We start from the raw sequence: 18,138 nt of genomic DNA, 5'->3' as shown, positions 1-18,138 counted from the left end.
TTCCGGGCAAAGAGCCGGGCTTCCTGCGGGAAGCCCATTTTGAAATCGGAGTCGCACTGGTCGCGGTCGACTTCCACAGGAGCTAAACATGAAATTCGTCGCTTTTGAGCGCGCCAAGCAGGGCACGGGTGCGAGCCGCCGTCTCCGCATCACGGGCAAGACGCCCGGCATCGTCTACGGTGGTGAAGGCAAGCCGCAACTGATCGAGATCGATCACAACGCGCTGTGGCACGCCCTCAAGAAGGAAGCCTTCCACTCGTCGATCCTCGAGATGGAACTCGCGGGCGCCAGCACCAAGGTGCTGCTGCGCGACGTTCAGTACCACCCGTTCCGCCAGCTCGTGCAGCACATCGACTTCCAGCGCGTCGATGCCCGCACCCGCATGACGGTCAAGGTGCCGCTGCACTACAAGGGTGAGGAAGAGTCGCCGGCCGTCAAGACCGACCACAACCTCGTGAACCACGTGATGACCGAACTCGAAGTCAGCTGCCTGCCGGCCGACCTGCCCGAGTTCATCGAGGTCGACCTGTCGGGCCTGACCAAGCAAGCCACCGTGCACGTCAACGACATCAAGCTGCCCCGCGGCGTGAAGTTCGTGAGCCACGGCAAGGTCAACCCGGTGCTGGTGTCGGCCGTGGCGCCGCTGGTGGCCGAGGAAGCCCCTGCCGAAGGCGCAGCCGCTGAAGGCGCTGCCGCACCGGCCAAGGCCGATGCCAAGGCCCCCGCGAAGAAGAAGTAATTTCCGCTTCTCGTTTCGCCGAAGACGGCCCGCCTCGTGCGGGCCGTTTTCATTGGTGCAGCCCTCACAATCCCTGCTCATGATCAAGCTGTTTGCAGGCCTCGGAAACCCGGGCCCCGACTACGAATCCACCCGGCACAACGCCGGCTTCTGGTGGATCGATGCGCTCGCGCGCGACCTCAAGCTCACGCTCGCGCCCGAGCGCAGCTATCACGGCCTGGTGGCGCGCACGCAGATCGGCGGCCAGCCGGTCTGGCTGCTCGAGCCGCAGACCTTCATGAACCTTTCCGGCAAGTCGGTGGCCGCGCTCGCGCGCTTCTTCAAGATCGAGCCGCACGAGATCCTCATCGCGCACGACGAACTCGATGTCGTGCCGGGCCAGGCCAAGCTCAAGCGCGGCGGCAGCCATGCGGGCCACAACGGCCTGCGCGACATCCATGCGCAGCTCGGCAGCGCCGACTACTGGCGCCTGCGGATCGGCATCGGCCATCCGGGCGTCAAGTCCGAGGTGGTGGGCTGGGTGCTCAAGAAGCCGCAGAAGGAACAACGCGAAGCCATCGACGACGCCATCGTGCGCACGCTGCACGCCTTTCCGGCCCTGGTCGCCGGCGAGATGGACAAGGCGACATTGCTCATCCATACGAGCAAGCCGCCTCGCCCCAAGCCACCGCGGCGCGAGCCCGGCGAAGGGGGTGAACCCGCCGCGGGCTAGCGGAAACCAAGGAGAGCGAGAGAGAGAAAGGGAGAGATAAAAAAATGAACCTGTCACCGACCCGCATCGCGTCGCACGGCCTCTGGCTGGCCGGCGCCTGCCTTCAATGGGGCGCCATCGCCGCCGAGGCCAGTCCCTCGATCTGGCGCTGCGGCAACACCTACACCGACGTTCCCTGCCAGGCCGGCCAGTCGCTGGAAGCCGACGACGCGCGCAGCCCCGCGCAGCAGCGCGAAGCCGACCAGGCCACGCGCGCGGCCCGCGCCGAGGCGCAGCGCATGGAGCGCGACCGGCAGCGCCTCGAGGCGACGCAGCGCCCCGCGGTGCTGATCGATAACGCGCCGAAGCCGCGCACTGCCGCGGCACCGGCACCCATGCTTCGCAAGACCGGCGTACGCAAGGATCCGCTGTACGTCAATCCCGGCGAGACGCCGGCGTCGCGGCGCAAGAGGGGCAGGCTCGCAGGCGGCGAGCGCACCGAAGGAAGAGGCTAGTTCGACGGGGTCGCGGCCTGCGCGGCCCTTTCCGCTGGCTCGGCCTTCTCGGGCTGCCCGGCCGTCAGCCGCTCGAACTTCAGCCACAGCGTCTCGCGCGTCTCCACATGCCCGGGATGCGTCGGGATGCACGCGACCGGGCAGATCTGCACGCACTGCGGCTCGTCGAAGTGGCCCACGCATTCGGTGCACTTGTGCGGATCGATCTCGTAGATCGCTTCGCCCATGTAGATCGCGTCGTTGGGGCACTCGGGCTCGCAGACGTCGCAGTTGATGCATTCGTCGGTGATCATCAAGGCCATGGTTCCGATTATCGGCGCTGTCGGGCACGGACGTTGCGTGTCGGGTTATGCTGCCCCGCCCCATGAGTCTGTTCCTTTTCAAGCGTTTCCTGACCTTGATCGCCACCCTGATCGGCGCATCGGTCATCGTCTTCCTGGTCCTCGAGATCCTGCCCGGCAATGCCGCGCAGATGCTCATGGGTCCGGACGCCGCACCCGAGGCGGTGGCGGCGCTTGCGGTCAAGCTGGGCCTCGACCAGCCGGCCTGGACGCGCTACTGGCACTGGATCGGCGGCCTGCTGAGCGGCGAGCTCGGCGACAGCTACACCTACAGCTCTCCGGTGCTCGACCTGATCCTCGAACGCCTCGCGCTGACCGTGCCGCTGGCACTGCTCGCGATGTTCTTCACCACCGTGCTGGCGCTGCTCGTGGGCGTGACCGCGGCGGCGCGCCACAACAAGCTCGGCGACGTCGGCCTCATGGGCCTCACCCAGGTGGGCATCGCGATCCCGAACTTCTGGTTCGCGATCCTGCTGATCCTGGTGTTCTCGGTGCAATTGCAGTGGTTCTCGGCCGGCGGCTTCGAGGGCTGGGGCGAAGGCATCCTGCCGGGCCTCAAGGCGCTGCTGCTGCCGGCGCTGTCGCTGGCGGTGGTGCAGGCCGCCATCCTCGCGCGCATCACGCGCTCGGCGGTGCTCGAGGTGATGCGCGAGGACTTCGTGCGCACCGCACGCGCCAAGGGCGTGTCCCAGCGCGCGGTGCTCTGGCGCCATGTGCTGCGCAACGCGATGATCCCGGTGGTCACGGTGATGGGCATGCAGTTCTCCGAACTGCTGGCCGGCACCATCGTGGTCGAGAACGTGTTCTACCTGCCGGGCCTGGGCCGGCTGATCTTCCAGGCCATCAGCAACCGCGACCTGATCGTGGTGCGCAACTGCGTCATGCTGCTGGCGGCGATGGTCGTGATCGTCAACTTCGTGGTCGACGTGCTGTATGCGGTGATCGATCCGCGCATTAAGGCAAGCGACATATGAGCCGCACCGCCGCACCGAAGGCGCTCCGGTGAGCGCCGTTCCACAGACGGTGCCGAGTGCCGCCGCATTCAAGGTGCCGGGCTTCTGGCGCCGCGCGCTGCACCACCGCAGCTTCGTGATCGGCGCGGTGCTGACCCTGCTGCTGGTGCTGGCCGCCGCGGTGTCGCTGGTCTGGACGCCCTGGTCGCCCTACGAGATGGACCTCGCGAGCAAGCTGCAGAAGCCGAGCTGGCACCACTGGCTCGGCACCGACACCTACGGTCGGGACGTCGCATCGCTGCTTCTGGTGGGCGCGCGCGCCTCGATCCTGGTCGGCATGATCGCGGTCGGCATCGGCCTCACGGTCGGCACCGCGCTGGGCCTGCTCGCGGCCGCGCGCCGCGGCTGGGTCGAGGAAACCATCATGCGCCTGACCGACTTCACGATGGCCTTCCCGGCGATCCTCTCGGCCATCATGCTGACCGCGGTGTTCGGTGCCGGCATCGTCAACGCGATCATCGCGATCGGCATCTACAACATCCCGACCTTCGCCCGCATCACGCGCGCCTCGGCCAACGCCATCTGGTCGCGCGAATACGTGGCGGCCGCGCGCGCCTGCGGCAAGGGCTCGTTCGCGATCACGATGCAGCACGTGCTGCCCAACATCTCGGCGGTGCTGATCGTGCAGATCACGATCCGCTTCGCGGTGGCGATCCTGGCCGAGGCCGCGCTGTCCTACCTCGGGCTCGGCACCCAGCCGCCACAACCATCGTGGGGCCGCATGCTGAGCGAGGCCCAGACCATGATGTTCCAGGCGCCGCTGCTCGCGGTGTTCCCGGGCCTTGCGATCGCGTTCGCGGTGCTGGGCCTCAACCTGCTGGGCGACGGGCTGCGCGACCTGCTCGACCCGCGCCTCGCGCGCGCGCGCTGACCCGGACACGACATGGCCCTGCTCGAAGTCGACGACCTCCACGTGCTGCTGCAGACCCAGCGCGGCCCGGCCGAGGCCGTGCGCGGCATCGGCTTCACGCTCGAACGCGGCGAGACGCTCGGCATCGTCGGCGAATCGGGTTGCGGCAAGTCGATCACGGTGCAGTCTCTGATGGGCCTGCTGCCGGCCACCGCCAAGGTCAGCGGCAGCATCCGCTTCGACGGCCAGGAACTGGTCGGCCTGCCCGAGCGCGCGATGTGCGCCTTGCGCGGCGACCGCATCGGCATGATCTTCCAGGAGCCGATGACCGCGCTGAACCCGGTCCACACCATCGCGCGCCAGGTCGGCGAACCGCTGCGGCTGCATCGCGGGCTGTCGGCCGCCGAGGCGCGCAAGGAGGCGCTGGCGCTGCTAGAGCGCGTGGGCATTCCCGATGCGGCCTCGCGCCTCGATGCCTATCCGCACCAGTTCTCGGGCGGGCAGCGGCAGCGCATCGGCATCGCGATGGCGCTGGCCTGCGGGCCCGACCTGCTGATCGCGGACGAACCGACCACCGCGCTCGACGTCACGATCCAGAAGCAGATCCTCGAACTGATCCGCAGCCTGGTCGCCGAGCGCGGCATGGCGCTGATCCTGATCTCGCACGACCTCGGCGTGATCGCCGAGAGCGTCTCGAAGATGCTCGTGATGTACGGCGGCAGCGTGGTCGAGAGCGGCCCGACCGCGGCGGTCTTCGCCGAGCGCGCGCATCCCTACACGCAGGGGCTGTTCGCGGCCCGGCCCGCGCTCGGGGCGCCGCGCGGCACCCGGCTCGCGACCATCCGCGGCAGCGTGCCCGAGCTGATCGACCTGCCGCCGGGCTGCCCCTTCGCGGGCCGCTGCAGCTACACGGTCGACGCCTGCAGCGTGGCGCGGCCGCCGCCGGTGGCGCTGCCGCACGACCACCGGGTGCGCTGCATCCGGCTCGACGAGATCGCGGCCGCCGCGGAGGCCACGGCATGACGGCGCGCCCCTTCGATCCCGATCCGGAGTCCGTGCCGCTGCTCGAGGTGAGCGACCTGGTGCGCCACTACACGCTGCCGCGCGAGCGCCTGTTCGGCGCGCCGCCCAGCGTGAAGGCACTCAACGGCGTGAGCTTCAGCGTGCGGCCCGGCCAGAGCCTGGGCATCGTGGGCGAATCGGGCTCGGGCAAGTCGACCATCGCGCGGCTCGTGATGGCACTCGACCGGCCCACCTCGGGCAGCGTGAAGCTGCTGGGCCGCGACCTGCATGCACTGCCCCGGGCCGAGTTGCGCGCCGCCCGTCGCGACCTGCAGATGGTGTTCCAGGACCCCTACGGCTCGCTCGATCCGCGCCAGACCGTGGCACGCATCGTCGCCGAGCCGCTCGAGGCGCTGGCCGAGACCAGCCGTGCCGAGCAGCGCGAACGCGCCGGCGAGTCGCTGGCGGCCGTCGGCCTGCGCACGAGCGACCTGCACAAGTACCCGCACGAGTTCTCGGGCGGCCAGCGCCAGCGCATCGCGATCGCGCGGGCGCTGATCACGCGGCCGAAGCTGATCGTGGCCGACGAGCCGGTGAGCGCGCTCGACGTCTCGGTGCAGGCCCAGGTGCTCAACCTGATGCAGGACCTGCAGCAGCAGTTCGGCATCAGCTACCTGCTGATCAGCCACGACCTCGCGGTCGTGAACCACCTGTGCGACGAGGTCTGCGTGCTGCACCGCGGCCTGGTGGTCGAGCGCGGTGCGCCGCAGCAGCTGTTCGCGCATGCGCAGCATCCCTACACGCAGGCATTGCTGGCCGCGGTGCCGCGGGCCGAGCCGCTGGCCTCTGCATGAGCCGGATGCTTGCCGTCGCGACGGGCGTTCGCGATGATGTAACGTTCGATTTCCGATCCGCCTTTCCCTGGAGCTTCCAACCATGTTGAATCGCCGCACTCTTCTGACCACCGTCGCACTCGCCTCCGTACCGCTCGCCCTGCCGCAGTCCGCGCTGGCCCAGGGCCGCGGAAAGGACGCGATGGTGCTCGGCATGACGCTCGAACCGCCGGGCCTGGATCCGACGGCAGGTGCGGCCTCCGCGATCGCCGAGATCGTGCAATACAACATCCTCGAGACGCTGACCAAGATCAACGCCGACGGCACGGTTTCGCCGCTGCTGGCCGAGAGCTGGGAGGTCTCGCCCGACCTGCGCACCTATACCTTCAAGCTGCGGCGCGGCGTCAAGTTCCAGAACGGCGAGCCGTTCAACGCGCAGGCGGTCAAGTTCTCGTTCGACCGCGCGGGCGCCGAGAAGAGCACCAACAAGGACAAGCGCACCTTCGCGAACATCAGCACCCAGGTGGTCGACGACCACACGGTGGTGCTGATCAACAAGGAAATCGATCCCGACCTGCCCTTCGTGCTGGGCCAGGCCACGGCCGTGATCGTCGAGCCCAAGAGCGCCGACACCAACGTCACCAAGCCGGTCGGCACCGGCCCCTACAAGCTCGACAGCTGGAACAAGGGCAGCTCGCTCACGCTGAGCAAGTGGGACGGCTTCCGCAACCCGGGTGCCGCCAAGCTCAACAAGGTGACCTTCCGCTTCATCTCCGACCCGGCTGCGCAGGCCGCCTCGCTGCTGGCCGGCGACGTCGACGCCTTCCCGCGCATCGCGACGCGCGTGGTGCCGCAGTTCAGGAACAACCCGCAATACCAGGTGATCCTCGGCGGCTCGCGCGCCAAGACCATCCTCGCGATGAACAACAAGCGCAAGCCGCTGGACGATCCGCGCGTGCGCCGCGCGATCTCGATGGCGATCGACCGCAAGGCCGTGATCGAGGGCGCGGCCGACGGCTTCGGCGTGCCGATCGGCAGCCACTACGTGCCGGGCGCCGCGGGCTACGTCGACACCACGGCGATCAACCCGTTCAACATCGAGAAGGCCAAGCAACTGCTGGCCGAGGCCGGCGTGAAGACGCCGCTCGAGCTCACGATGACGCTGCCGCCGCCGCCCTACGCGCGCCAGGGCGGCGAGGTGATCGCAGCGCAGCTGGCCAAGATCGGCATCAACGTGAAGATCCAGAACGTCGAATGGGCCCAGTGGCTCAGCGCCACCTATGGCGGCGGCCACGACTACGACCTGAGCATCGTCTCGCACGTCGAGCCCTTCGATCTCGGCAACTACGCCAAGCCCGACTACTACTGGGGCTACCAGTCGAAGGACTTCAGCACCCTGTTCGACAAGATCAAGGCCACCGGCAGCGTGGCCGAGCGCAACAAGCTGCTCGGCGAGGCCCAGCGCATGCTGGCCAACGACGCCGCCAACGGCTTCCTGTTCCAGCCGCAGTTCCCGGTCATCGCGAAGAAGAACGTCAAGGGCCTCTGGAAGGAAATGCCGATCTTCGTCAACGACCTGTCGTCGCTGTCCTGGTCGTGAGCGACGCGCTGCACGCGCTGTCGGCGCGGGAGCTGCTGGCGGCCTATCGCGCCGGGCGCCTGTCGCCGGTCGAGGTCACGCGATCGGTGCTGGCCCACATCGAGCGCTGGGAGCCCCACCTGCAGGCCACCTGGCTGCTGCGCCCCGAGGAAGCGCTCGCGCAGGCGCGCGCCTCCGAGGCCCGCTGGCAGCGCGGCGAGCCGCTCGGCGCGCTCGACGGCGTGCCGACCACGGTCAAGGAGAACATCGCGACGCGCGGCGATCCGATGCCGGCCGGCACCGCGGCGGTCGACCTGCAGCCCGCGGCAGCCGACGCGCCACCCGCGGCACGGCTCAAGGAAGCCGGCGCGGTCATCGTGAGCAAGACCACCATGCCCGACTACGGCATGCTGTCCTCGGGCCTGTCGAGCTTCCACCAGCTGGCGCGCAATCCCTGGGACCTGTCGCGCACGCCGGGCGGCTCGAGCGCCGGCGCCGGCGCGGCCGCCGCCGCAGGCTACGGCCCGCTGCACATCGGCACCGACATCGGCGGCTCTCTGCGCCTGCCCGCGAGCTGGTGCGGCATCTTCACGCTCAAGCCCAGCCTGGGCCGGATTCCGATCGACCCGCCGTACATGGGACGCGCGGCCGGCCCGATGACGCGCAGCGTCGGCGACGCCGCGCTGATGATGCAGACGCTCTCGCTGCCCGACGCGCGCGACAGCATGAGCCTGCCCGCGCAGGACATCGCATGGAACGACTTCGAGGTCGACGCCGCACATCTGCGCGGCCTGCGCATCGGCCTCTTGCTCGATGCCGGCTGCGGCCTGCCGGTCGACCCCGAGGTGCTGGCCGCCGTGCAGCATGCGGCCCGCCTCTTCGAGCAGGCCGGCGCCGTCGTCGAGCCGATGCGGCCCTTCATGACCCAGGCCATGCTCGACGGCATGGACCACCTGTGGCGCATGCGCTCGCGGGTCGACATGCAGGCGCTGCGGCCCGAACAGCGCGCCCGCGTGCTGCCCTACATCCGGGCCTGGGCCGACAGCGCCGAGGGCTTCGACGGCGAGCACGTGTTTCGCGCCTTCAGCCAGTTCCACGCCACGCGGGTCGCGACCGTGGCGGCCTGCGCCGGCTACGACTACGTGATCTCGCCGGTGGCGCCGAACCTGCCCGCCGCGGCCGAGGCGCCCTCGCCCACCAACGACCCGCTGCGGCCGCTCGAGCACATCGGCTTCACGGTGCCGTTCAACATGTCGGAGCAGCCCGCGGCCTCGATCAACTGCGGCTATTCCAGCGGCGGATTGCCGATCGGCCTGCAGATCGCGGGACGGCGCTTCGACGACCTCGGCGTGCTGCAGGTGTCGCGCGCCTTCGAGCTGATCCGCGAGCCGCAGCGGCCCTGGCCCGAGCCGCCGCGCGGCTGAATCCAGTTGCCGGAGCGCGAAGCCCCATGAGCTTCACCGACAGCCTCGGCAATCCGGTCACGGCCGACGACGGCGCCGCGAGCCTGCGCGCGATCGACGCTTTCGTCGAGGGCTTCATCTCCTGCGAGGCGCGCGCGGTCGACGCGCTGGCGGCGGCGGACGACACCAGCCCGCTCGTGCAGGCCTACTGCGCCACGCTGCACCTGTTCGCCGAGTCGAAGCATGCAGCCGCCAATGCACGGCCCTTCCTCGCGCAGGCGCAGGCAGGCGCGGCACGCGCCACGCCGCGCGAGCGCCGCTACATCGAAGCCGTCGCGGCGTGGGCCCGGGGAGACATCGCCCGCGCGATCGCGCTGCACCAGGAGCTGGCGCGCGAGCATCCGCGCGACCTGGCCTCGCTCAAGCTCGGCCAGTACCACTGCTTCAACACCGGCGACTGCCCCGGCATGCTGCGGCTCGCGCTGGCCGCGCTGCCGGCCGCAGCCGACGTGCCCTACCTGCACGGGATGGCAGCCTTCGGCTACGAGCAGTGTCACCTGATGCGCGAGGCCGAGGCCAGCGCACGGCAGGCGATCGCGATGCGACGCAAGGAACCCTGGGCCCACCACGCGCTGGGCCACGTGATGCTGACCGAGGGCCGGCTGGCCGAAGGCCTGGAATTCATGCGCGCGGTGAGCGACACCTGGACCGGGCTCAACTCCTTCATGGTCACGCACAACTGGTGGCACGTGGCGCTGTTCCTGATCGACCTCGGCCGCGATGCCGAGGCGCTCGAGGTCTACGACCGCCGTGTGTGGGGCGTGGTGCCCGACTATTCGCAGGACCAGATCGGTGCGGTGTCGCTGCTCGCGCGCTTCGAGCTCGCCGACATCGATGCGGGCGATCGCTGGCAGGCGCTGGCGCCCTGGCTGGCCACGCGGCTCGACGACCACGTGCTGCCCTTCCTCGACCTGCAGTACCTCTACGGCCTCGCGCGCGCGGGCCGGCCCGAGGCCGACACGCTGCTGCAGCGCATCGAGGCCTTCGCGCCGACCGCACCGCCATCCACCCGCGATGCCTGGCAGCGCGTCTGCGTGCCCGCGGCGATCGGCCTGCACGCCCATGCGCGCGGCGACCACGCGGGCGCGGTCGAAGGCCTGGGTCTCGCGCTGCCGAGGCTGGTCGAGATCGGCGGCAGTCACGCCCAGCGCGACCTTTTCGAGCAGGTGTACCTGGATGCGCTGGTGCGCCTCGGCACGGAAGCATCGCTCACGGGCGCGCAGGGCATCCTGCAGCAGCAGCGCAATGGCCAGCCCGAATCGCTGCGGCTGCGGCGACAGGCGGGCGCGGTGATGAATCGCCTCGGCCTGCCCGCGTTCGACTGATCAGCCCGGCGCGACTTCGTGCGCGGCCATGGCCTCGAGCGCCTTCACCAGCGCCGAGTGGTCGAGCTGGTCCCAGCCGTGCGCGGCGCACGACTGCATCAGCTGCGCGGCCGAGGCGGTCTGCGGCAGCGATACGTCCATCTCCCTGGCACCCGCGAGCGCGAGGCTCAGGTCCTTCTGATGCAGCGCGATGCGAAAGCCCGGGTTGAAGGTGCGCTTGATCATGCGTTCGCCGTGCACCTCGAGGATGCGGCTGGCCGCGAAGCCGCCCATTAGCGCCTGCCGCACCTTGGCCGGATCGGCGCCGGCCTTGCTCGCGAACAGCAGCGCCTCGCCGACCGCCGCGATGTTGAGCGCCACGATGATCTGGTTCGCGACCTTGGTGGTCTGGCCGTCGCCGTTGCCGCCCACCAGCGTGATGTTCTTGCCCATGGCCTCGAACAGCGGCTTCGCGCGTTCGAACACCGCCTCGTCGCCGCCGACCATGATGGTCAGGCTCGCGGCCTTGGCGCCGACCTCGCCGCCCGACACCGGCGCGTCGAGATAGTCGCTGCCGAGCTCGTTGATCTTCTTCGCGAAGCGCTTGGTCTCCATCGGTGCGATCGAGCTCATGTCGATCACGGTCTTGCCCTTGCCGAGGCCGGAGGCGACGCCGTCCTCGCCGAACAGCACCTGCTCGACGTCGGGCGTGTCGGGCAGCATGAGGATCACGACCTCGGCCGCGCGCGCGACCTCGGCGTTGGTCTTGCAGACGGTGGCGCCCTGGAGGGCGTCGGGGACCTTGCTGCGCGTGCGCACGATCATCTCGTGGCCGGCCTTCATGAGGTTCTGCGCCATCGGGGCGCCCATGATCCCGAGGCCGATGAATCCGATCTTCATGGGGTGTTTCCTTTCAGTAAGAGGAGGAGCCGGGCGCGGCCGGTGTGGCGCGCATCTTCGACAGCAGCTGCTGCGAGCCCGCGGCCATGAGCCGCGCGTCCGAGCTCACGGTGACGAACTGGAAGCCCTTCGCGATGCGCGCGAGCGCGCCCTCGGCCGTGCCGTTGTGGATGCCTGCAACCAGCCCGTGCGCCTTGGCGCGTTCGAGGATGTGGTCGATGGCCTGCTGGGCCGGCGGATCGACGTCGTCGAACACCGGCCTGCAGCCGAGCGCGAGCGACAGGTCCGACGGGCCGATGTAGACCGCGTCCAGGCCTTCGACCGACATGATGGCGTCGAGGTTGTCGAGCGCCTGCGCGGTCTCGATCATCGCGAAGGTGACGATCGTGTCGTTGGCGTGCTGCGGATAGTCGACACCGCCGTAGAGCAGTGCCCGCACCGGGCCGAAGCTGCGCGTGCCGCGCGGGGCGTAGTGCGTGTAGGCGACCAGCCGGGCGGCCTCGTCGGGGGTGCTGATCATCGGGCAGATCACCCCGTAGGCGCCGGCGTCCAGCGCCTTCATGAGCGCGCTGGGGTCGAGCCAGGGCACGCGCACCACGGGCACCGTGTCGGTGGTCGAGATCGCCTGCAGCATCGGGATCATCGACTGGTAGTCGACCACGCCGTGCTGCAGGTCGATGGTCAGCGAGTCCCATCCCTGGTGGGCCATGGTCTCGGCCGAGAAGCCGTTCGGGATCGCGAGCCAGCCGTTGACCGCGGCGCCTCCCGATTTCCACAGCGTGCGCAGGCGGTTTTCTCTCATGGCTCAGTCTCCTTCGATCGGTCGCGGTTGTCGACCGTATGTGTGTGGCGCGTCAGCGATCGAACGCCGGCCGCTTGGGATCGAACTTCCATCCCGGGATCAGCGCCTGCATCGCAGCCGCATCATCGCGCGAACCGAGCCCATGCTGCTTGTAGAGCTGGTGGGCCTTGTCGACCTCGGCCATGTCGAGCTCGACGCCGAGGCCCGGCTTCTTCGGCACCTGCACCAGCCCGCCGACGATCTGCAGCGGCTCCTTCGTGAGCCGCTGGCCGTCCTGCCAGATCCAGTGGGTGTCGATCGCGGTGACGCGGCCCGGGGCGGCGGCGCCGACCTGCGTGAACATCGCGAGCGAGACGTCGAAGTGGTTGTTCGAATGCGAGCCCCAGGTCAGGCCCCAGTCGCGGCAGGTCTGGGCCACGCGCACCGAGCCGGCCATGGTCCAAAAGTGCGGGTCGGCCAGCGGGATGTCGACCGACTGCAGCGACAGCGCATGGCTCAGCTGGCGCCAGTCGGTGGCGATCATGTTGGTGGCGGTCGGCAGGCCGGTGGCGCGGCGGAACTCGGCCATGACCTCGCGGCCCGAGAAGCCCTCCTCGGCACCGCAGGGGTCCTCGGCATAGGCGACCACGCCGCGCATGCGCTGGCCCAGCCGGATGGCGTCCTTGAGCAGCCAGCCCCCGTTCGGGTCGAGCGTGACGCGGGCATCGGAGAAGCGCTCGTGCAGCGCCACGATGGCATCGACTTCCTCGTCGCCGCGCAGCACGCCGCCCTTGAGCTTGAAATCGTTGAAGCCGTACTTTTCGCGTGCCGCCTCGGCCAGCCGCACGATCGCCTCGGGCGTCATCGCCTTCTCGTGGCGCAGGCGGAACCAGTCGTTGTCGGCGTCGGCCTCGCGCGCATAGGGCAGATCGGACTTGTCGCGGTCGCCGACATAGAACAGGTAGCCGAGCATCTCGACCGCCTCGCGCTGCTGGCCTTCGCCGAGCAGCGCCGCCACCGGCACACCCAGGTGCTGGCCCAGCAGGTCGAGCAGTGCCGACTCGATCGCGGTCACGGCGTGGATGGTGGTGCGCAGGTCGAAGGTCTGCAGCCCGCGGCCGCCGCTGTCGCGGTCGGCGAACTGGCGCTGCACCTGCTGCAGCACCTGCTGGCAATTTCCGATCGACTGGCCGACCACGAGGCCGCGTGCGTCCTCGAGGGTCTGGCGGATCTTCTCGCCGCCCGGCACCTCGCCGACGCCGGTGCGTCCGGCGTTGTCGCTGAGGATCAGCAGGTTGCGCGTGAAGAAGGGGCCGTGGGCGCCGCTCAGATTCAGCAGCATGCTGTCGCGGCCCGCGACCGGGATCACGCGAAGTTCGGTGACGAGGGGAGTGGCATTCGACATGGAAAGTCCAATAGTTGATGACGACGGTAGTCCGTCTGCAGCCGAGGCGGGAAACGCCGCGGAACCGGCCTTGCCGGGCCGCTGGTGCTGCCCCCAGTCGGGCGTGGGCGGCTGCACGAGGAGAGCCAACCTGGGGGCGAGCCTAGTCTGCAGTGATCTTGCCGGTTTCGATCACCTTCTTCCAGCGCGCGAACTCCTGCTGCTGGAACCTGGCGAACTGTTCGGGCGTGTTGGCGACCACCTCGAGGCCGATGGCACCGAACTGCTGCTTCACGGCCGGGTCGTTGAGGGCGGCGGCCATCGCATCATGCGCCTTGCTGCGCACGGCGGGTGGCAGGCCCTTGGGCGCCACCACTGCCTGCCACGAATAGACCTCGAGGTTCTTCACACCGGCTTCGGCCGCGGTCGGCACGTTCGGCAGCACCGGCGAGCGCTTGTCGCCCGTCACCGCGAGCGCGCGCAGCTTGCCGGCATTGATGTGCGACACCACCGCGTTGACGTTCTGGAACGACGCATCGACCTGGCCGCCGAGCAGGTCGGTGATCGCCGGGGCGCCGCCCTTGTAAGGCACGTGCAGGCCGGTGGTGCCGGTCTGCTGCCAGAAGAGCTCGGCCGTCAGGTGGTCGCTCGAGCCGTTGCCCGAGGAGGCGAAGGTCATCTTGCCGGGGTTCTTCTTCTCGAAGGCGATCACGTCGGCCACGGTCTTGTGGGGCGAGCTCGCGGGCACCACGAGCACGTTGGGCGCCTGCACCGCCACCGTGATGAGGTCGAAGTCGTTGAGGGCGTCGTACTGCATGCCCTTGATCAGGTGGGGGGCGATCACCAGCGGACCGAGCGAGGTGACCAGGAAGGTGGCGCCATCGGGGGCGGAACGCTTGACCTGGGTGGCACCGATGGTGCCGGTGGCGCCGGCCTTGTTGTCGACCAGGAAGGTCTGGCCCAGCTTCTCGCCGAGCTTGGGCGCCATGGCGCGCGCCACCATGTCGGTCGAGCCGCCGGGCGGGAACGGCACCACCAGCGTGACGGCCTTCTGCGGCCAGTCCTGGGCCTGGACGGCGAGGGCCGTGAGGCCGAGGGCAACCGCGATCAAAGCTTTTCTCATGTCTGTCTCCTTGAATGGTAGCGCTACCTAACAGGGTTAAATGATAGCGCTACCGAACGCGGTCTTCAAGCCGTCCGACTAGGTGTTTGTACCGATCAGGCGCTGTCGCGCTCGATGATCTGGAAGCCGATGTCGACCAGGCGAGGACCGACCTGCCCGCCCTCGGCGCGCGCGATGATGAACTGCGCCGCCTGCCGGCCGATGGCGGTGCCGTCGATGCGCACGGTGGTCAGCGCCGGATGCAGGTCGGCCGCGAATTCGAGGTCGCCGAAGCCGACCACGGCCAGCTGCGCGGGCACCGCCAGGCCGCGCGCCTGCGCCTCGGTCATCACGCCGAGCGCCAGCAGGTCGGAGCTGCAGAACACGGCGTCGATCTGCGGCGCCGCCTCCAGCAGCCGGACGAGCGCGGCGCGGCCGCTCTTGAGCGTGGTCGGCGCCGGCACGACCACGACCGCGACCTCGGGCAGGCCGAGGTGGTGCGCCGCTTCCTGGAAGGCTTCGAGGCGGCGCCGGGCTCGCTCGTCGTCGCCCGCCACCACCGCGAGGCGGCGTCGGCCACGGGCGTGCAGGAACTCGACCACCGCGCGCCCGACGGCCGGGTGCGAGAAGCCGACCAGCATGTCCAGTGGCGTCGGCGTCAGGTCCCAGGTCTCGACCACCGGAATGCCGGCGGCCAGCAGGCGCTTGCGGCCCTCGGGCGAATGCATGATGCCGGTCAGCACAATGCCGTCGGGTCGGCGCCCGATGATGGCTTCGAGCAGCGCGTCCTCGCGCGAATCGACGTAACCGCTCTGGCCCAGCATGAGCTGGTAGCCGCGCTCGGCCAGCGCCTGCGTGAGCGCATTCACGGTCTGGAGGAACACCGGCCCGGCGATGGTCGGCACCACCGCGGCCACGAGCCGGCTGCGCGTGGAGGCCAGGCCGCCCGCCAGCACGTTGCGCACGTAGCCCGTGCGCTCGACCGCCGCCGTCACCTTCTGCAGCACCTCGGCCGAGACCTGGCGCGGCGTGCTCAGTGCCCGCGAGGCCGTGATCGGCGCCACGCCGGCCAGCTTGGCTACATCGTGCAGCGTGACCGCGCCACTGCTGCGCCGGGCGCGCCGTACCGGGGGTTCGTCGTTGCTGCCGTCGGCGCCCTTGCTGATGCTCATGCGCCGATTCTAGAACTCGGGTAGCGCTACCGCCCTCGGAATCTCAATGGCGGCGATGGCCGATCTCGAAGTCGTTGCGGCCACTGCGATCGACGCCGCGCAGCAGCCAGAGCGGGCGCCGTGCGAAGTCGACCGCCACGCCGGTCTTGCCCTCGGAGGGGCGCAGGTCGCGCTCGAAGACCGAGGTCGCGGGCATGTAGCGCAACGCAACGCCGGTGCGGCGCCGGGCCGAGGTGTTGGCCTTGGCGCCATGGATCATGTAGACGTCGTGCAGCGACATCTGGCCCGGCTGCAGCTCGAGGTCGACCGCGTCGGCCTCGTCGAAGACGCCATCGGCCATGCGCTGGTTCAGGGTCAGGTCGCTGCGGTCCTCGTGCAGGTGAGGATGCAGTTGCCGGTCGAGATGCGAGCGCGGGATCACGCGCAGGCAGCCGTTCTCGATCGTGGACGGCTCGAGCGCGACCCACACCGTGCAATTGGCCAGCGGGCGGATCGGCCAGTAGTGGCCGTCCTGGTGCCAGGGCGTCTCGTAGCCTTCGGCAGGCGGCTTGCAGAACACATGGCAGCCCCACAGCACGACGTCGTCGCCGATGACGCCCGACACCAGTTCGACGATCGCGGGGTCCATCGCGAGATCGAGGAAGCGGCGGCTGCCGCGCACGCCTTCGCCGTTGTCGCCCTCGACATGGGCAGAGACCAGCTTCTCGGGACGCACGCCCGGGTTGTTCCGGATCAGCTCGTCGAGTGCGTCGCGCACCGAAGCGACCTGCGGCTCGGGCAGCCTGAACTGCGGGATGACCCAGCCCTCGGACCGGTAGTGCGCGATTTCGGGAGTCGACAGTCGTGCCATGCATGCCCCTCGTGAGGGCACCATTATGGGCAGTCGGGCTGCGGCGCGGCGCTGCGCGGCGTTACTGCGAGGCGGCCCGCGGCCCTATCGGTTCTTCAGGTGCCGGCTCTGGTCGTAGGTCGGCTGCGGCGGCAGGTCCGCGAGGTGGCGCGTGTCGGCCCACTCGACGACCTCGATCCGGTCGGGCTGCGCGGCATCGGCGATGCGGATGCGGTTGAAGCCCGCGTTCGGGATCTCGCTCTGGCGCGGCCCGTTGAGCCCGAGGCCGCGGGCGGTGCGCCACACCATGTCGAGCACGCCGCCGTGCGTGACGACGAGCAGGTGCTGGCCTTCGTACTCGGTTGCGATGCGCCCGAGTGCCCCGATGATGCGGGCATGGAACTGCCGCGCCGATTCGCCCTCGGGCATCGCGTGGTCTTCGCGGAATTCCAGCCAGTCCTCCCAGGCGCGCGGATGCGCCTCGCGGATCTCGTCGGCGCGCATGCCTTCGACGACGCCGAAATGCTGCTCGCGCAGACCCACCGAGGTGAGGAACTCCAGCCCCAGCTGGCGCGCCGCGGGCGTCGCGGTCTGCTGCGCACGCAGCAGGTCGCTGCTCACGATCTGCTGCACCGGCTCGCCGGCCAGCCGCAGCCCGAGCCGGCGCGCCTGCTCGTGGCCCATGTCGTTGAGGGGAACGTCGATGTGGCCCTGGAAGCGCAGTTCGCGGTTCCAGTCGGTCTCGCCGTGGCGGATCAGGATGAGGTCGGTGGTGATGGGCATGTCTGAGCCCATTGTCCCGCAGGGACCATGCCAGCGTGATGACCGTGCGCGGCTCGTGCGCTCGCCGCCGGCTCGCCGCGGGTCATCGCGGGTCTGCGTGCGCCGGCCGTGCCCTGCGTCGAGAATCGCCGCATGCCCACACCACGACTCGTGCTCCTGCCCGGCCTTGCCTGCGACGAACGCCTCTGGGCCGCGCAGATCCCCGCCCTGCCCGCCGGCCTCGATGTTCGCGTGAGCGACGCCCACATGCGCCACGGCCGCATCGAGACGATGGCGGCGGCCGTGCTCGAGGAGCATCCCGGCCCGCTGATCCTCTGCGGTGCCTCGATGGGCGGCATGGTCGCGATGGAAGCCGCGCGCCAGGCGCCCGGGCGCATCGCGGGCCTTGCGCTGCTCGGCACCAACGCGGCACCCGAGACGCCCGAGCTCTACGAACTGCGGTCGGCGGCCATCGAGCTGTTCGAACGCGGCGATGCACGCGACGTGATCGTCAACAACGCGGGCTTCGCCTTCGACGCGTCGCACGTCGGTGACGCCGAACTGGTCGCGCGCTATGTCTCGCTGGTGCTCGATGCCGGCGCCGTCCAGCTGGTGCGCCAGAACCGCGCCGTGATGCAGCGCCCCGATGCGCGCGCGCACCTGCCGCGATTGCGCTGCCCGGTGCTCGTGATGTGCGGCGACGGCGACCGGCTCACGCCGCCCGATTGCGCGCGCGAGATCGCCGCGCTGGTGCCGCAGGCCGAGCTCGAATGGATTGCACGGTGCGGCCACATGCTCACGATGGAGCAGCCCGAGGCGGTCAACGCGATCCTCGTGCGCTGGCTCGAGCGCCTGCTTTCGGCACGCTGAACCTTTCT

At 69.7% G+C, this 18,138-nt stretch carries 19 protein-coding genes; 11 read left to right on the top strand and 8 right to left on the bottom strand.

Annotated features, from left to right (window positions below; all coding sequences use genetic code 11):
• Positions 1-88 precede the first annotated feature (88 nt).
• The 3 genes from QTH87_RS08325 (at position 89) to QTH87_RS08315 (ending at position 1,945) form a co-directional block, all read left to right on the top strand.
• A complete protein-coding gene (locus QTH87_RS08325) occupies positions 89-739 on the top strand; it encodes a 50S ribosomal protein L25/general stress protein Ctc (RefSeq protein ID WP_286608451.1) in 651 nt (216 codons plus the stop codon).
• Positions 740-818: 79 nt separating this feature from the next.
• Complete coding sequence (gene pth / locus QTH87_RS08320; protein WP_286608450.1) at positions 819-1,451, top strand: aminoacyl-tRNA hydrolase; 633 nt, start codon at positions 819-821, stop codon at positions 1,449-1,451.
• A gap of 44 nt (positions 1,452-1,495) precedes the next feature.
• On the top strand, positions 1,496-1,945 hold the full coding sequence (locus QTH87_RS08315) for a hypothetical protein (protein WP_286608449.1): 450 nt from the start codon (positions 1,496-1,498) through the stop codon (positions 1,943-1,945).
• On the opposite strand, the gene QTH87_RS08310 is transcribed toward QTH87_RS08315, so the two are convergent.
• Positions 1,942-2,247, bottom strand: coding sequence for a YfhL family 4Fe-4S dicluster ferredoxin (locus QTH87_RS08310; protein WP_286608448.1), 306 nt, complete (start codon positions 2,245-2,247; stop codon positions 1,942-1,944). The genes QTH87_RS08315 and QTH87_RS08310 overlap by 4 nt on opposite strands.
• A 62-nt stretch (positions 2,248-2,309) precedes the next feature.
• Here QTH87_RS08310 and QTH87_RS08305 point away from each other — a divergent pair, with 62 nt between their 5' ends.
• From QTH87_RS08305 to QTH87_RS08275, 7 genes are all read left to right on the top strand, one after another.
• Positions 2,310-3,260, top strand: coding sequence for an ABC transporter permease (locus QTH87_RS08305; protein ID WP_286608447.1), 951 nt, complete (start codon positions 2,310-2,312; stop codon positions 3,258-3,260).
• A 28-nt stretch (positions 3,261-3,288) separates the two neighbouring features.
• On the top strand, positions 3,289-4,170 hold the full coding sequence (locus QTH87_RS08300) for an ABC transporter permease (protein ID WP_286608446.1): 882 nt from the start codon (positions 3,289-3,291) through the stop codon (positions 4,168-4,170).
• A gap of 12 nt (positions 4,171-4,182) precedes the next feature.
• On the top strand, positions 4,183-5,172 hold the full coding sequence (locus QTH87_RS08295; protein WP_286608445.1) for an ABC transporter ATP-binding protein: 990 nt from the start codon (positions 4,183-4,185) through the stop codon (positions 5,170-5,172).
• Complete coding sequence (locus tag QTH87_RS08290) at positions 5,169-6,005, top strand: ATP-binding cassette domain-containing protein (RefSeq protein WP_286608444.1); 837 nt, start codon at positions 5,169-5,171, stop codon at positions 6,003-6,005. The genes QTH87_RS08295 and QTH87_RS08290 overlap by 4 nt, the downstream gene beginning before the upstream one ends.
• Before the next feature lie 82 nt (positions 6,006-6,087).
• Positions 6,088-7,584, top strand: coding sequence for an ABC transporter substrate-binding protein (locus QTH87_RS08285; protein ID WP_286608443.1), 1,497 nt, complete (start codon positions 6,088-6,090; stop codon positions 7,582-7,584).
• Positions 7,581-8,987 carry an amidase gene (locus QTH87_RS08280; RefSeq protein ID WP_286608442.1) on the top strand — a complete coding sequence of 469 codons (1,407 nt, stop codon included), beginning with the start codon at positions 7,581-7,583 and terminating at the stop codon, positions 8,985-8,987. The genes QTH87_RS08285 and QTH87_RS08280 overlap by 4 nt, the downstream gene beginning before the upstream one ends.
• 26 nt (positions 8,988-9,013) lie before the next feature.
• A complete protein-coding gene (locus tag QTH87_RS08275; protein ID WP_286608441.1) occupies positions 9,014-10,351 on the top strand; it encodes a tetratricopeptide repeat protein in 1,338 nt (445 codons plus the stop codon).
• On the opposite strand, the gene glxR is transcribed toward QTH87_RS08275, so the two are convergent.
• From glxR to QTH87_RS08240, 7 genes are all read right to left on the bottom strand, one after another.
• Positions 10,352-11,230 carry a 2-hydroxy-3-oxopropionate reductase gene (gene glxR, locus QTH87_RS08270; protein ID WP_286608440.1) on the bottom strand — a complete coding sequence of 293 codons (879 nt, stop codon included), beginning with the start codon at positions 11,228-11,230 and terminating at the stop codon, positions 10,352-10,354.
• A gap of 13 nt (positions 11,231-11,243) precedes the next feature.
• Positions 11,244-12,032, bottom strand: a complete 789-nt coding sequence (locus QTH87_RS08265; RefSeq protein ID WP_286608438.1) for an HpcH/HpaI aldolase family protein — start codon at positions 12,030-12,032, stop codon at positions 11,244-11,246.
• A 52-nt stretch (positions 12,033-12,084) separates the two neighbouring features.
• A complete protein-coding gene (gene gudD / locus QTH87_RS08260) occupies positions 12,085-13,416 on the bottom strand; it encodes a glucarate dehydratase (RefSeq protein WP_286608436.1) in 1,332 nt (443 codons plus the stop codon).
• Between the two features lie 142 nt (positions 13,417-13,558).
• A complete protein-coding gene (locus QTH87_RS08255) occupies positions 13,559-14,518 on the bottom strand; it encodes a Bug family tripartite tricarboxylate transporter substrate binding protein (protein ID WP_286608434.1) in 960 nt (319 codons plus the stop codon).
• A gap of 95 nt (positions 14,519-14,613) precedes the next feature.
• Complete coding sequence (locus QTH87_RS08250) at positions 14,614-15,669, bottom strand: LacI family DNA-binding transcriptional regulator (RefSeq protein ID WP_286608432.1); 1,056 nt, start codon at positions 15,667-15,669, stop codon at positions 14,614-14,616.
• Positions 15,670-15,712: 43 nt separating this feature from the next.
• The gene (locus tag QTH87_RS08245; RefSeq protein WP_286608431.1) at positions 15,713-16,519 is read right to left on the bottom strand and encodes a phytanoyl-CoA dioxygenase family protein; all 807 of its coding nucleotides are present in this window, start codon (positions 16,517-16,519) and stop codon (positions 15,713-15,715) included.
• An 84-nt stretch (positions 16,520-16,603) separates the two neighbouring features.
• On the bottom strand, positions 16,604-17,281 hold the full coding sequence (locus QTH87_RS08240) for a histidine phosphatase family protein (protein WP_286608429.1): 678 nt from the start codon (positions 17,279-17,281) through the stop codon (positions 16,604-16,606).
• Between the two features lie 132 nt (positions 17,282-17,413).
• Between QTH87_RS08240 and QTH87_RS08235 the strand changes: the two genes are divergently transcribed.
• Positions 17,414-18,130, top strand: coding sequence for an alpha/beta fold hydrolase (locus tag QTH87_RS08235; protein ID WP_286608428.1), 717 nt, complete (start codon positions 17,414-17,416; stop codon positions 18,128-18,130).
• Positions 18,131-18,138 lie beyond the last annotated feature (8 nt).

Origin of the sequence: Variovorax jilinensis, from assembly GCF_030316885.1 — a bacterium.
GTDB lineage: Bacteria > Pseudomonadota > Gammaproteobacteria > Burkholderiales > Burkholderiaceae_C > Variovorax > Variovorax jilinensis.
This window is presented reverse-complemented; position numbering and strand designations above follow the sequence as displayed.